The sequence below is a fragment of the Candidatus Melainabacteria bacterium genome (assembly GCA_003963305.1).
GTDB lineage: Bacteria > Cyanobacteriota > Vampirovibrionia > Obscuribacterales > Obscuribacteraceae > PALSA-1081.
On sequence record RXJR01000001.1, the window covers coordinates 548,535 to 563,303 of the forward strand.

Sequence of the window (14,769 nt, forward strand, 5' to 3'; positions counted from 1 at the left end):
TGACGAGACGAACTGTTCGCAAACAGGTCGATGTATAAGACGCAACAACGAGCACCATGCTCAGTGTCACAACCACTGACCTTGTTGTTCGAATAGTTAAGAGCAGATAGCTACGCGACTATCATTTAGCGGAAACGGCAACTCACGCTAATGAAAATTTGAGTGAATACTGCGAATTGGACGCATATTAAGTCTCAGCCTTATGGTGGGCTTCCACTGACCTAGAAATCTCCCGGAGTTCAGCACTAATTGCAGTGCCTTTGCTATTCCAAGAACCTTCTATCTACTCTAAATGTACACTGCATGGACCATTGCGGACAATGTGCAACCTGTCCAAAAAACGGTGCGATAAATTAGCCAACCTGTCTAAGGCTTTTCCAGAATGAGGGTAGAAATAAGTCCCAAAATCCCCGCAGGACTGGGGAATAGGCACTTCTTGACATCAGCATCGTTTTTTCTCACTCTAAAAAGCTACTGCTCAGTCAAATCACGAAAATTGGCTTTTTAAGCCATTTTTCGCTCCATCATACTTAGACGATAAGCTACGCATCTCCGGCACGTCCCATGCAGCCCGATCAGTGTCCTATATTCAAACCGGATCCACCCTGCTTCGACCAAATCCAGCCCATGTGTCAACCGGATCCAGCTAGATTTCAAAACCGACGCAAGATCATTACATTCAAGAAATAGCTCAAAAGCACTCTGTGACACAATTTTCAAGTAAATAGTGGCAATCAGAGCAGTCTATTTCGGCGCGGCAAGGCGCATACAGTTTATTATGTACCTCTGGCGGTCAGTGAGATGCCCTTTTGACAACCAGCCCTATCGGCACAGAAAAGAGGATGTGTGGTGAAGCGACGTTCAATTTTTCTAGCATTATCGCTTTGTATTGCAACCATAAGTGGCTACAACACAGTCGCTATGGCAGGTCAGCAACAGCCGGCACCGCAGCCGAACGGGCAGATGGACAAAGCATTGCTGGACCGGTATTACCAGGGCGTTACCTACATGAAGATGGGTGACCTGGAAAAAGCACTGGCTGCGTTCAGCCAGTGTGCTCTCAGCGCGCCTCAAGATCCACTGGTACACCTCAGCCTTGGTGCCGCATTACAACAACACGGCGACATCGACAATGCTATCTCAGAGTATCGCCGAGCCATTCTCTTGCGACCATCAGATGCATTCGCCCATGAAACTCTTGGCGTATTGCTGCAGGGGCAAGGTCAAATCAATGAAGCCATAGAACAGTATCAGCAAGCCATCCAGTTGCGCCCTGAAGTGGCTTTGATGAAACTCAACCTGGGTATTGCGCAACGAGTGGCGGGCAACGGCGATGCGGCTATCAGCGCCTTGAAACAAGTGCTGGCGGCTTATCCTGAACACTTGAAAGCGCGATCACAACTGGCAGCTGCATATCAGGACAAGGGCGAATATCAACTCGCCATCAACGAATACAAACAGATTACAGCTCGCGAACCGAATAACTTCACGATGCAGTACAACCTCGGCAACTGCTATCTAGCGCTCAAAGACTACGATAATGCAGCCGTGGCATTCGGACGCGCAATTTCTATCGACCCGAAAGTAGCAGCAGCGCACGCTCTACTCGCGCAAGCGCAAAGCAAGACGGGTAAATATGGAGAAGCGACAGCGGAGTTGAAAACCGCGATTCAACTGAAACCAGACCAGTCAGACTGGCACGCACAGCTTGGCGATGTATATACAAAACAGAAAGACTACGCTGCCGCCATCAGTGAGTATCGCAATGCTCAAAAATTGAACCCGCGCGAAGTTGATCCCGCCTACAGCCTGGGATATCTCCTTGAACTGACTGGTGACAATGCAGGCGCGGCAGAAGCGTTCGAACATGTGCTGGCGCTGAACAGCAATCACGTAAACGCGCACTACAACCTGGGAATTATCAAGCAAAAGCTGGGAGATCAGGCCAAAGCCGAATCAGAATTCAGAACGGTATTGAATTTCAATCCCAACGACGGGCAGGCACTGATTAACCTCGGACGCTCGTATCTCCTTGCCGGAGACTTGAACCAAGCAGTCGGATTCTATCGCCAGGGGCTGAGCCTTGAGCCGACCGACGCCGGAGCATTCCAGGAGTTGGGCAACGCACTGATCAAATTGAAGGACTACACAGGCGCCAGATCAGCGCTCGAATCAGCGCAATCGCTATCTCCATTCGACAAAAATACGATGCTCGGTCTCGTCAATCTGGATATCGCCGAAGGCAACAAAGGCAAGGCAGAAGCCGGATTGCGACAGTTGCTCGAGCGCAATCCCAACGACATAAAGATCATGGAGATGCTTGCAGACAACTTGCAGGACCAGGGAAAAACCGTCGCCGCTATCGAAGTTTATCAACAGATCGTTCAGTTGAACCCTCGTTCTGCTGATGCTTTCAACGATTTGGGATTGGCTCTTCAGCGCAACAAGGATAATTCGGGCGCCGTCGCCCAGTATCGAAAAGCGCTGGAACTAGATCCAAAACACGTCGAAGCGCACATCAATCTCGGCAACATTTACCTGGCACAGAAATCTTATACTGAGGCCGGTGTGGAATATCAAAAAGCGCTGGAATTAAGCCCTGACAATGTTCTTGCTCACTACAATCTCGGTCTGGTGTTAACCAGCCAGGAGAATATTGATGGAGCGATGAGTCAATATCGCTCCGCGCTGAGAATTGATCCAAACTACGCCAATGCCTATTTTGCTCTCGCGTTGCTCTATCAATCGCAGAACAACGTTTCAGAAGCGACCACTGCATTTCATAAGTATCTGGATTTAGACCCGACCGGACCATACAGCGAACAAACAAAAACGGCCCTGGCGCGCATCAATCAAACCACAACGGGATCGGAGCAGCCAGCGCAGATCAACAACGCCGGGGATAACCAGGCTGTTCAACAAATGCAAGTCGCGCCTCAAAGTGTTCAGCAATCCGCGCCACAGGTAGCACCACAGAGAACTCCACCAATCAACAGCATCCAAACCTCCACTGAAATTCCCGAGGGCTCTCTGTAGTTATCCTGGTGGCACGCTTAACCAAAAACATTCAGCTACTTGCGTGCGCGAGCGCAATCTTTGCCTTACTCACTGGCGCACCAGTCAATGCAGATGCACCGGATAGTCTCGGCGCAAGCACTTCTTCAACAGCCGACCAAATCGTAATAGATGCCGAAAGCCTGCTGCGCTCTGTCAGTGACGTGCACTACGAACACTTGCATGCGCCAGCCAGTAACCAGGTAACAGGCAACATAGCCCACAACGACTGCTCTGGATTGGTCAGCTATTTACTGGCGAAACACGCACCGGCTCAGTACGCAGCTATATCGTCCGAGCAGCCACAAAAAGAGTACCCTCAAGCAAAGACCTACGCGAAGTTTTTCACAGAACTAGAATCAACTCGAGCCGGTTGGAAAAAGGTGCTGAACATCAACCACGTGAAACGAGGCGATTACATAGCCTGGGCCAAACAAGTAGTGGCGGGTCAGAAGTCTGGAAACACTGGTCACGTAGCCATTGTAGCCGCACCGCCAGGCGACGTTCGCGAAACCACCGTCAATGAAAAACGCGTTCTTTATGTCGAGATCAAAGTAATTGACAGTTCGTCAGTAGATCATTTCGCGCCCGACCTGCTGCCACCAAATGCGGGGCAAAAACATCGAGATGGAATAGGCGAAGGATACGTTCGAATTATAGTGGACACCGAACATAAGCCTGTTGGCTATTGGGAAGGAACCTTCTGGAACGAAGGCGGTAAACCGATAAGCGGTCCCTCTTACACCCCAATAATTGGGTTTGCCCGCCTGGTAAACTAACCAACGCTACATGCGTTTCAGTCTTGTTCAGGCAACTTCAATTTTGACTCTTCCCTGTCAGGCAACTTCAATGTTGCTTCAGGAGTGGACAGCGTTTCAAGTGGCGCGGCTTTTGTCGCCGGACTTTCCAACTTTGCTGATTGAACCGGCGGGAGCAGTGCAGAGTTACTGGAAAGCCCAAGGAAATGCGCCCTTCTCCTTTCAATCTGCTCAGCAATGTCCTCTGCTTTAAAATGAGAATACTGCTCCGGAACGTTGATTGAATGCAGCTTTATACCAACAATCCTGTAGAAGAAACGAACTAGAGAATTGTAGAGAAGAAAGAGCTTCATCGGCAACGACGCCTGCAACGCCCAAACGTTTTTTGCATCCAGACCCACAAATTTGTAGATGAAGGTATACGCGCGTACTTCTTTTAAATTGTTCCAGTCAATATGACAGTGAGTTATAAGCCCATGAAGAGTGATTCCTGTTGCATCAACTTTCATCAAAGGCTCGACATTTTTATTGAACCGGCGCACCACCCACAAATACATCGCGACCATGTAGAGAATCATGAAAGCCGCTAAAAAATACAGATGCATGGAGGCGACGCTGAGAGCATAAATGCCAATCAACGGCGCTGCAAAAAACATGCGCCTGTTTAACTTTTTAATGGCCTGATTTCGATCGTTATAAAGTATAAAAGGCTGAGTAAAGTCATCCGGGTCGCCTGCCACGCCGCTCACTTCGAGGTGTGACGTATCTTCCTTGGCCCATTGGGCGGGTAGATTTCCATCGTCTTGCACTGAAAGCCCTCCAGAGACGAGGCCGATCATAACTTATCGAAGAAAAACTCCATAGTACCCCTATACTGTAAATAACGTCAGAGTTCCATGTGCAAGATTGAAGCACGCAAGATTTGAGGCGCGGATGAAACGTAACAGCCTGTCCAACCTGATTTTTACCGCGCTGATGCTCTCGACCAGCTTAAGTATTGGTCTGGGTCCGGCGACAATCAATCCAGCCTCGGCGCAGCAACAGCTCGTGGCAATGGCCGACCCATCGGCAATGGTGGTGCTCTGTTTTCGCATGAGTCCGCGCACCACAGATCAAGACAAGCAATTCGTCGTCAATTACCTGATGCAACAAGGGCTCTACAACGTCGGATTCCGACCGAACGGATATGAGTGTACCGGGCAGGGCACTTGCGCAGACGCCATGCGAATCATGAAATCGCAGCTTTATGTGGCGCAACTGACCTTGAGCAACCAGATGATTCTGGCTTATCGATTTGATCCGCTTCCCCAGAATCCACTCCCGCTGAACAATAAGGCCCGTTTCGCATCTGTGGCAGATGCTACCGGTTTCACAACCGGGGCCATGGGCGGGTCATCAACAGGATTCGGCTCAGGCACGGGCACGGGCATGGGATACGGTGGGCAGCAAAGCGGCAATCAACAGGGAGGCTATCAGCAGGGCGGCGCCTATCAATACGGAAGCGGCCAGGGCGAACTGGGCAATGGCATGATTGGCGGCTCACAGAATCAAATGGGCTCACAATACGGCTCGCAATATGGCACACAAAGCTCCTCACCTTACGGCAGCACCACTGGATACACGGGATCAGGCGGCGGCGCAGGTTCGAAGCCCATCTGGAACAAGGAAAACGGAACTCTGAGTCCAACAGGACAGGGTATCCCACAACTCTACGGCAACAACACTACCGGCGGAAACAGCACTGCTAACGGTCTGGGCAGTATGAGTAGTGGAAACTATGCTAACAACAGCTCAACAAACTATGGAAATACAGGAACAGTCGGCCCTGGTCCGATCTGGAACAAAAACAACGGCACACTGAGCCCGACCGGTCAGGGCATTCCAGAACTTTATGGCAATTCCACGACCGGTAACGGTGCCGGCAACGGATTAGGAAATCTCAGCACAGGCCAATTCGGAAATTCCAACGGCGGTGGTTTAGCAGGAAGCAGCAACAGCTCAAGCACCCCGGCATACAATCCGAATGCCCCGGCATACAATCCGAATGCCCCGGCATACAATCCGAATGCCCCGGCATACAATCCGAATGCCCCGGCATACAATCCGAATGCCCCAGCAACCAATGCAAACGCCCCGGCATACAATCCAAACAACGGGTTGTCTGATCCAAACGTCGCCGGTCCTCTTCAATAACCAGGAAGAGAAGAAATCCCGCCGCAACAGTCAGGCTAGCCAGAGCGCATGATCTCAGTTTCTTTCATCGAAGCCCTGGACTCGATCATCTTCTTGAGAGTGGGATGATTGTTCAACTCCGGATCTTCCCGAATCACTTCAATGGCAGCATGACGAGCTTCTTCTAGAATTTTTGCGTCGTTGACCAGATCGGCTAGAAGCATCTCAGGCAAGCCACTTTGACGAAATCCCAGAAATTCGCCCGGTCCACGAATTTCCAGATCCTTCTCAGCGATGACGAAGCCATCGTTAGTCTGCGTCATAATCTCAAGACGCTGGCGCGTGGTATCAGATTTGGCATCAGAAACAAGATAACAGTAGGATTGCTCCGCACCTCGTCCGACTCTGCCGCGCAACTGATGCAACGCTGCCAATCCAAAACGATCGGCATTCTCAATTACCATAACAGAGGCATTCGGAACGTCCACACCGACTTCGATGACGGTAGTACAGACGAGGATATCGAAATCTCGATCGCGGAATTTCTCCATAATCTCGTCTTTTTCTTGTGGTTTCAACTTGCCGTGCATGAGACCGAAACGCAAGTCGGGATATTTCTCCCGCAGCTTTTCATACTCCTGAGTAGCGGCTTTTGCCGAAAGAGTCTCGGATTCTTCAATCAATGGAAAGACAATGTAGACCTGCCTTCCAGCCGCAATTTCCTCATGGATTTTGTTCCACAACTCAATCTTACGCCCAGGGGTAAACAGTTTCGTTTCAATAGGTTTGCGCCCCGGGGGCATCTCGTCGATTTCTGAAACGTCGAGGTCTCCATGCATCGTCAGTGCGAGCGTCCGCGGAATCGGAGTTGCAGTCATCGTCAGTAACTCTGGGCTTTGACTTTTCGCCTTCAGACGAGCACGTTGCTTAACGCCAAAGCGATGCTGCTCATCAATGATAATCAGTCCAAGATTTTGAAACTCGACATTATCCTCAATCAAGGCATGCGTTCCGACAGCGATATTAATCTGCCCATTCAAGAGCTCGCCCCGCACCTGGCGCCTTTCTTTTTGCCCCTGCTTGCCGACCACCAGTGCGCACTTTAGACCTAAAGGCGTAAGCAAACGTTGAAACTGCCGGTAGTGCTGTTCGGCGAGAATTTCAGTCGGTGCCATCATGGCACATTGGTAGTTATTCTCTATCGCAATCAAAAACGCCATCAAGGCAACAATCGTCTTACCGGAGCCCACATCACCTTGAACCAGCCTGTGCAACGGTTTCGTGGAAGCCAGATCAACGGCAATCTCTCTAAAAACACGATCCTGCGCATTGGTCAATTTAAATGGCAAAGAGGCGCGCAACCTCTCAACCAGACCATCCGGCTTGAATTCAAGCTTGAGAGCCCCTTCGGACTGTTCGAACTTATGCCTGCGATGGGCAAGCTCGAGTTGAATGGCGAAGAACTCATCAAAAACCAGTCTGTAGCGGGCGCGATCTTTACTTTCCGCATCATCGGGAAAGTGGATTGTTCTCAAAGACCAATCCAAATCCGCCAGATCAAATTTCTCTTTCACTTCTGGAGGCAGAGGATCTGATACTACAGGCAGTGACTCAAGTGCATTGTGAATAATGTTGCGCATGTAGCGCAAACTCATGCCTTCGGTGAGTGGATAAACCGGCACAAGCCGCCCGGCATGGATGCTGCTGGACAGGTCGGGGCTGTCACTGTCTTCGCCCTCGCCATCACCAACCTGCCCAAGCAATTCGATTTCTGCATTCTTTAAGACAAGTTTGTTGCTGTAATTGTCTCGTTCTACAACACCAGACGCGAGAACTTGCGAGTCACGAGGATATTGTCCCTTAAATCGCTCAAGTAGATATTTGTTCTGCTTACCGCCAATAAACCTCGTCACAGCGATGGTTCCAGTACCATCATTGATGGAAATAGTAACGATTGAAATATTTCCACGTTTTGCCTGATAGGCGCCCACGGATCTGATAACACCATATATGGTGACTTCTTGCCCGGGTTTCAATCCGCGAATGAAAACACGATTCTGAAAATCCAAATGACGGCGCGGATAGTGTCTCAACAAATCACTGACTGTGGCGATGTTGAGCTTACCCAGAACGGCAGCAGCCTTCGGACCAACTCCTTTGACAAATTGCACCGGCACCTGACTGGGATCGGCAACAGAAAACTTTGGTGGCGCGGACTTCTCCTTCGCCTTACCTGCAGTTTTACTTGCATCCACAGCAGTTTTACTTTTGTTCACTGCAGGCAGTTCGGAGCCTGTTGCAGGCAAGTCGCCAGCCTGCCGCGGCTCCTGCACTTGCCTGGGCTGCTTTTCTTGAACGGCAGATATAGAATCCGCCAATTTTTGAGTCAGTTCGTCCGGCGACTGGAAAGCGTCTTCAGCAACATCCCAGAGCGGTTTGAGCAAATCCTCCGCCCGCTTGATTATCGAAATACGCGTGGAGACGTCCAGGTTGGGATATTGACGAAACAACCCGCGCACCGTCGCCCATATCGGATCAGTTGGATATCTTCGGCATAGACGATCGGCTGTAGTTCTCATGAACTGCGAAAATGTCGAGTGTCGCCCCTGAAAATCAGAATAGTAAGTGCGACGCTCAACATTAATTGCGCGCCGCAGGGCTGAAAGCTCAGCCTCTTTTGTTTCTTTGACACCGCTCACTATGGCAGCCATATGCACTCAGGATATCCGACAATACACCACGCAACCGCCCAGCATATCTGGACACTTCCGCCTCATTAAGACTAAGAGACGGAGCGTCCAAATACACCTAAAAAATTGGCAACAAGCAAAAAATTCTCGTTAAACAGCTACGAGCTTCTTTTCTTGTCGACGAGGCAGTTCATAATTCATGATGTCCATCAACAGCTCCATTCTAGTTCCGCTGCATAGCAGTGGAATCAGGTTCGGAAGACTGTAGTAGTCACCTTTGAACGTGAATGTATCGACTTCGACATCCATGCTTTTCAAGCTGCTCTCCACAGCATCGCTGCAGGTACCCACATTCACAATAATGACTGAGGGCGTCAGATGCATCGATTCAGCGTAGTCCTGGATGGCATTCGCAAAATACGGTTTCGCATTTTCGCCTTGATCAGTGATCATGACAATCTGTTCAACCGCAAATTTATTGCGGCGCATAGCTTCAAGCGCCACACCGCAAGACGTATTGCCACCAGCCTTGATGCCCTTAAAAGCACTTTCCCAGTGGGAAAGTTCTTTTCCTCTGGCCTTGATTTCGTACGCCATAGAGTCAAACGCATAGACGTACAAATCTGAGGCACAAATAGGTGCAACCAGGCTTGCAACTTGTTTTCCAACTTCGATAGCCAGCTCCATCGAACCGCTTTTATCAACAAACAAAGCAGTGGACTTTTTAATTGTGCCTTTTGTTTTGACCTGGTGGTCTCCGACAGCCTCCACTTTGCGGACCATTTCGTCATCCAAATTAGCAGCCTTCATAGCCTGTCTTGTTTTCAAAGCAGATACGCGTTTATCAGTCTTGGCACTTTCCAACTTTGACTCGATTAATTTGCGCAGATCAACGTTACCCATCGCACCGCGCTTTTTCAAACTAGCCATGTTGTTAATCACTTCCTGCGGAGTCATGACAGAAACGATTGCAACAAGTGCAGCCGGAGTCATGTTCTTCACGACAGAAGAAGCAATCTTGTATGGAATCTTATTTTCCACAATCATACGTGCCTGTTCCGTCGGATCACTGCAAGCAGCGATTTTCTTCAGAACATAAAGTCGACTGTCTTCCGGCGGTTTTTCATCGAACAGAACTTTCTGAGCATAGTCACCAGGCTTTATACGCAAAGTTGCGTACAAAGTCTTAAGCGACTTACGAGCATAAAGTGCAGCCGAATCGAAGCCTCTCTGATCTCGTTCACGAGCATCGAGATACTGCTTAACAGCATTACGAAACGAACGAGGAACAGACGCAGCGATACCCGGCACGAAAGTTTTGCCGGCGCGATGCCCTTTTACAACTCGAACAACGCGTTCGACTTGATATGGTGGCATCTTTTCGAGCATGCACAGTCCGCTGTCTCTGTAGTCATCAGAGAATTTAGACGTAACCATGAAGGCAACGAAAAGTTGTTTCAAATCGTGCACAGATCCATTATCGAAATACCATGCAGCGAGATGTCCAAAGAACAACGGGTCGTTCTCGTGTACGTGTCGGAACAATGGAATATACGGCGCAACATCACGATGCGGCGTACGCAGCAAAGCATTAAGAATGCTCAGCCTGTAGTCTTGTTCTGATGTGATTGCATTTCGTAATAGATGATCGAACATGTTACACCTGGCGAGCTCTCGTTGCCCGCGACGATTACAAAAAACTTCCACTTCAGAATGGAAAGTTTTAGGTGTCATTCAGTTTAAAAATTCTGTCTGTATAAGTCGCAGGAGCATCAGACTTGAAAGGTTTGTAGGCTCCAGCCGTTGGGATACAGACATTGCATGGTGACGCACCGAGATTTATTTTTTGGCATTTGAGGAATCACCATCCTTAATCAAACTCAGTGTCGTCAGAAATTTGGCCTGTGCAAGTTGAAAGAGCAGTTTCTGAGCCGCTACACTCAGATATAGCGTGGTGGAGGAGTATCGCCCCCGACGTCGGTTATGAACCGAATTCGCTTTTACACGAATCATGAATGTAAGCTCTTGCCGTTAGAGCACAGGCTAACAAAAATTATATACAAATCGTCGCGCGTTGTCATCAGCAAACCGATCAATTTAATATTCGTGCACTACCATTGGTGGCACACTCAAACACTGCTTATTTTGTGTTTGCTTTCCACTCATTCGTAAAGGATACAACGGCATCAAGAAGCGCCTTCAATTTTTTTGCACGCTGCATCACATCAGACGCGGTATCCATATCGTGATTCTGAATTGATTTAACACCAATGTTCGTAAGCAATTCCAGCTGTTGATCGACAGCAGATGCAAACTGATTACAGTCATTCAAAACCAGCACCAGATTCTGCTGCAAGAGCTCTTGAACCTTCCCGCTTGCCTGATTCGAATTTTGTGGTTGAGATGGTTGAGCAGCGGGCGCACCAACTGGACCTATCTGGGGAACAGGATATCCTCCCTGACGCCCGGCAGCCTGCTGGTTAGCAAAATACTGCTGTGGACCAGTTTGACTTTGCATTTCTTGCGACTGTCGAAATGGGGGAGAGCCGAACGGTTGCCCCGGCGAAGCGGGTTGTTGCGGATAACCAGGCATAACCGCTCCCTGTTGCGGTCCCGTTGAAGATTGCTGCTGTTGAGACTGGAAATTGGGTGGCTGCGGCTGACCGGGTGTTGGCTGGACAGGTTGAGGACGCGACGGATATTGCAGAGGCGCATTTGCCGGCGCCTGTGGCGGCAGCTGTGGATTTGGACCGGTTTGTCTTTGCATCGGAGCAGGCACCTGCTGCAACCCAGGCTGGGGCATCTGCCCCGGCATCTGTGGCTGAACACCCTGCGAAGGCATTGGATAAGGCTGCGAGCCACGCTGTTGTTGCATATTCGCCGGCATTTGCTGCGAACCTGGCTGTGTCGGAGGTTGAGGATAAGGCGCATTATGCTGTTGCGGCGAATATTGCGGCGCCGGCATCTGTTGCGACTGCGACTGCTGCACCTGAGACTGAGGCGATGGGATCTGTTGTGACTGAGATTGCTGCGACTGAGACTGCTGCGGCAATGGTTGGCTCACTGGCGCGAACGATGCGCGAGGGGGCGTAGGGCGGGACGGATTTTCCTCAAGCAACCACTCAGGTTTCAAAAGCTCTACTTTGCTGTTGCTCGTACCAAATGATTCTGGTCGGGCTGGCAATTCAGGAGCGGGGGCAGTCGGAGGCTTTGCGTCGAGCGAGAACTTATCGGTATCTTTAGCCTCGCCCCGAGCGACCATAATCAAATGCGCAAACAAACGTTTTGCAATCGCCGAAGCCTGGTTCATCGAGACAGGTTTGCCATCGAGAGTCCAATTTATTTTGTTTCGAGCGGCAGGGGCGGCAATCATTTCCATGTAGAGCGGAAATTCTTCGTGACGAGCTTTAAAACCCATCAGCACGCCGACAGGCACAACATAGACTTGAATACGGAAAAACTCGCCCCGGACAACAAGCGCCCACTTATTGGTAGACAAATAGCCTACTGTGACGACTGATGTATCGGGAGCTGCACCGGGACTGACAGGGACCTTGGAATCTTGCACGGCCGGTCGCGTACAGTTCACCTGTAATTCAGGTTCTGTGCACATGACGCTGAAATCGTAGGCATAGCGCTGAAAATGATCGAACAATCCATCGACCCAGGCAGCCATTGACCGGGGCGGCTCCTGGTTGGGGTCGGCATCATTTTTGATGACGACTGCATCCTTTATAGCGTCAGTGCTCAAAGCAGCCAGCCACTTTGATGTCTGCTCACCACTGAAGGGCTTGATGGAATTCAGAATACGCTTGGATAGAGGGTCGGAGCCACCGCTTCGATTCTTTTCGTCAGCCATGGACCGCCATTCCTCATACCGCCTCCTATCAATCTTCCCTGAACAGAGCGAACGCAACCGCATTTAGCGCGTAAATCTGGAGGTTTTTGACGATTTGAGGAGATTTCTCAACACTCATCAATGTTGACTGAAAGGTCTTCCAGCGTCACGGAGAGATTCAACTTTTTTCCCTCAAGACAGTAACGAACAGAAGCTTCACTCGTCAGCGCAACAAGCATAACGATTAAATTCCGAGCCAGAGGATAATCGCAAACATGATCATTTGCGTCGCCTGGTACAACATAAACATCATTCCACTGCACCTGGCCATAAGAGCCATTCAGCCCAGCGTGCAGACAAGCAGTACCGGCTCGTTGCGCTTCTTCGTAGACCAGCCTGCGACTATTTGAGTTGTCAAAAGCATCGACAATTAGATCAAATCCCCGCAGTAATTTTGTGACGTTTTTCGCCGTCAATTCCTTAGAAATCGAAATGATTTCATCGCCAACCTCACGATGAATCAAATTGCGCAAGGCATCCGACTTCAAACCACCGACATCGTCCAGTCCGTACACTTGAGTGCCTATATTGTGCATTTCAACACGATCTTTATCAATGACCGCGAGATTGGCTACTCCCATGCGAGCGAGATTCACAGCCAGATTGGAACCGAGCGCACCAGCACCGCAAATTACTATCCTGAATGACGCTAGTTTTTCCATGGACCCGGTGCCACGGTGAAGTTGCTCGTGAAACAATTTTCTCGTCATGGTTACATTCCCAATAATCAGTATTCATCAGCATATCCGCTCTCACGCATAACACCGACAAGACTTGTCAGATCAAAATCTTGATCAAGACCGGACAAACAAATTCCTGCACTGACAACGCTCAGATCACCCGGACGAATCCTGGACACATGAGTATGTCCATCAACAACGTATCGTACAGCCACTTGTTCCGGGCTCTCATTCCACATTCCATCCAACTGAGCACCGGCGTGATTGAGTGCACCCTCGACGCGCTGCAGAAGGCTTTGCGGCGTGACCTGACTGCCGGTAAGATGTGGATTTTTCCGCAGCCAGAGCATCCGATAGGCAACCTTCTCCTGCGGCACAGCATTGCGCACGTGCAACTCGTCTGGAGAGATGTCAGCTTGAAGCGCATCACGCAACCCTCTGGCAACAGCCGGATCGCGACGACGGTCCGCCGATTCATACCAGAATGTGGCGCCATCGAAACGAGCACAAACAGTTTGAAAACGGCTCGGATTCTTAACCAGATATAGCGGAATCGGACCGCTTACCTGAGCACGAGAATCTCCGCCACTGGCAAACAATGACCAGAAGCTCTGATCAAATTGCTCAAGCAAAATCAACCTGAAACACGGCAACAATTGGAGATAGTTCTTAACCTGCTCCAGAGTAGGCGCACCACATACGGTTGCTTCTCTCGAGTTTTTAGATTTTAGAATCGCCCACCCTTCAAAGTCTTTTTCAGCAACCGACATCGTGTAGGCAATACCCTCGACCTGCACGGATACTTGCCTGCCGCGAACCACCGGAGCAACGAATGTGCGAGAAAGAACGCGTTCTTCTTCCGCAGCGATTCGGTTAATCAGCGCCAGTGGATCAACAGAAGAGGAAGACTGTTTTTTCTCCCTCTCCTCAGCAGTCATCCGAAAACAGCCTCAGGACGCAATGTCATATTGCCGTTGCCGTGACGTTCGATCACAGTGTGGTCGAAATCTTTCAATGCAACATCAACAAATTGAGCGACAGCGTTTCTAATATCCGCATCAGAGGTGCCTGCATTGACGCCTAGAGCCTCTAAGGCAATATCGCGACTGCGTCCCTGGAAGCGCAGGTGAAGCACAGTGACAGTGCCGTTGTCGGTCGCCAGATTATACAGAGTTGCTGGATCATTAGTGCTCATGACGCACCTCCACTTTTATATTCAGTTGTCGTAAAAACTTGCCTGTACAAGTTGCAGGAGCAAAAGAATAGTGCTCTACCACTGAGCTACAGGGACAAATATCCCTGGGAGGATTCGAACCTCCGACCTCTCCGTTAGAAGCGGGTGTATGCTCCTCCTGTTGGAGCACAGGCTGAATTTCATTCTAGCCACGAACCAAAACTTTGTCAAGCCGCATTCCATGCCGGTTTCCAGCTCCGCACACTTGCCGGCAGCCACTAAATGCGGTGCCGGTCGACGGGTGCAATAATCAGAATTCCAGATGCGTTTTCCGCAAAGTTCA

Annotated in this window: 11 protein-coding genes; 2 read left to right on the forward strand and 9 right to left on the reverse strand. The window is 49.9% G+C overall.

Annotated features, from left to right (window positions below):
• Window positions 1-849: 849 nt before the first annotated feature.
• Both EKK48_02345 and EKK48_02350 read left to right on the forward strand, forming a co-directional pair.
• Window positions 850-3,036 (forward strand): tetratricopeptide repeat protein, encoded by a 2,187-nt coding sequence (locus tag EKK48_02345; GenBank protein ID RTL46197.1) that lies wholly within the window; start codon window positions 850-852, stop codon window positions 3,034-3,036.
• Window positions 3,037-3,044: 8 nt separating this feature from the next.
• Window positions 3,045-3,833 carry a hypothetical protein gene (locus EKK48_02350; protein RTL46198.1) on the forward strand — a complete coding sequence of 263 codons (789 nt, stop codon included), beginning with the start codon at window positions 3,045-3,047 and terminating at the stop codon, window positions 3,831-3,833.
• A 17-nt stretch (window positions 3,834-3,850) separates the two neighbouring features.
• Here EKK48_02350 and EKK48_02355 read toward each other — a convergent pair whose 3' ends face one another.
• The 9 genes from EKK48_02355 to EKK48_02395 form a co-directional block, all read right to left on the reverse strand.
• Window positions 3,851-4,621: a hypothetical protein gene (locus EKK48_02355; GenBank protein RTL46199.1), complete on the reverse strand. Its 771-nt coding sequence runs from the start codon at window positions 4,619-4,621 to the stop codon at window positions 3,851-3,853.
• A gap of 60 nt (window positions 4,622-4,681) precedes the next feature.
• On the reverse strand, window positions 4,682-4,906 hold the full coding sequence (locus EKK48_02360; protein RTL46200.1) for a hypothetical protein: 225 nt from the start codon (window positions 4,904-4,906) through the stop codon (window positions 4,682-4,684).
• A gap of 795 nt (window positions 4,907-5,701) precedes the next feature.
• Window positions 5,702-5,965, reverse strand: a complete 264-nt coding sequence (locus EKK48_02365; GenBank protein ID RTL46201.1) for a hypothetical protein — start codon at window positions 5,963-5,965, stop codon at window positions 5,702-5,704.
• Window positions 5,966-6,040: 75 nt separating this feature from the next.
• Window positions 6,041-8,695 (reverse strand): ATP-dependent DNA helicase RecG, encoded by a 2,655-nt coding sequence (gene recG / locus EKK48_02370; protein RTL46202.1) that lies wholly within the window; start codon window positions 8,693-8,695, stop codon window positions 6,041-6,043.
• A 129-nt stretch (window positions 8,696-8,824) separates the two neighbouring features.
• Complete coding sequence (locus EKK48_02375; GenBank protein RTL46203.1) at window positions 8,825-10,330, reverse strand: hypothetical protein; 1,506 nt, start codon at window positions 10,328-10,330, stop codon at window positions 8,825-8,827.
• 484 nt (window positions 10,331-10,814) lie between these two features.
• Window positions 10,815-12,533, reverse strand: a complete 1,719-nt coding sequence (locus EKK48_02380; protein RTL46204.1) for a hypothetical protein — start codon at window positions 12,531-12,533, stop codon at window positions 10,815-10,817.
• 107 nt (window positions 12,534-12,640) lie between these two features.
• Window positions 12,641-13,282 carry a ThiF family adenylyltransferase gene (locus tag EKK48_02385; GenBank protein RTL46205.1) on the reverse strand — a complete coding sequence of 214 codons (642 nt, stop codon included), beginning with the start codon at window positions 13,280-13,282 and terminating at the stop codon, window positions 12,641-12,643.
• A gap of 17 nt (window positions 13,283-13,299) precedes the next feature.
• Entirely contained in the window at window positions 13,300-14,190 is an 891-nt protein-coding gene (locus EKK48_02390; protein RTL46206.1) for a hypothetical protein, read from the reverse strand.
• Window positions 14,187-14,447 (reverse strand): hypothetical protein, encoded by a 261-nt coding sequence (locus EKK48_02395; protein ID RTL46207.1) that lies wholly within the window; start codon window positions 14,445-14,447, stop codon window positions 14,187-14,189. Before EKK48_02395 ends, EKK48_02390 begins: the two co-directional genes overlap by 4 nt.
• Between the last annotated feature and the right edge of the window lie 322 nt (window positions 14,448-14,769).

Excerpts from the sequence above, each read along its gene's own strand:
- EKK48_02360 (RTL46200.1), bottom strand. The coding sequence starts at position 4,906 with ATGCGAAAACAGAGCACCACCATTGCCGATGGGTCGGCCATTGCCACG.
- recG (RTL46202.1), bottom strand. The coding sequence starts at position 8,695 with ATGGCTGCCATAGTGAGCGGTGTCAAAGAAACAAAAGAGGCTGAGCTT.
- EKK48_02395 (RTL46207.1), bottom strand. The coding sequence starts at position 14,447 with ATGAGCACTAATGATCCAGCAACTCTGTATAATCTGGCGACCGACAAC.
- EKK48_02375 (RTL46203.1), bottom strand. The coding sequence starts at position 10,330 with ATGTTCGATCATCTATTACGAAATGCAATCACATCAGAACAAGACTAC.
- EKK48_02390 (RTL46206.1), bottom strand. The coding sequence starts at position 14,190 with ATGACTGCTGAGGAGAGGGAGAAAAAACAGTCTTCCTCTTCTGTTGAT.
- EKK48_02380 (RTL46204.1), bottom strand. The coding sequence starts at position 12,533 with ATGGCTGACGAAAAGAATCGAAGCGGTGGCTCCGACCCTCTATCCAAG.
- EKK48_02385 (RTL46205.1), bottom strand. The coding sequence starts at position 13,282 with ATGACGAGAAAATTGTTTCACGAGCAACTTCACCGTGGCACCGGGTCC.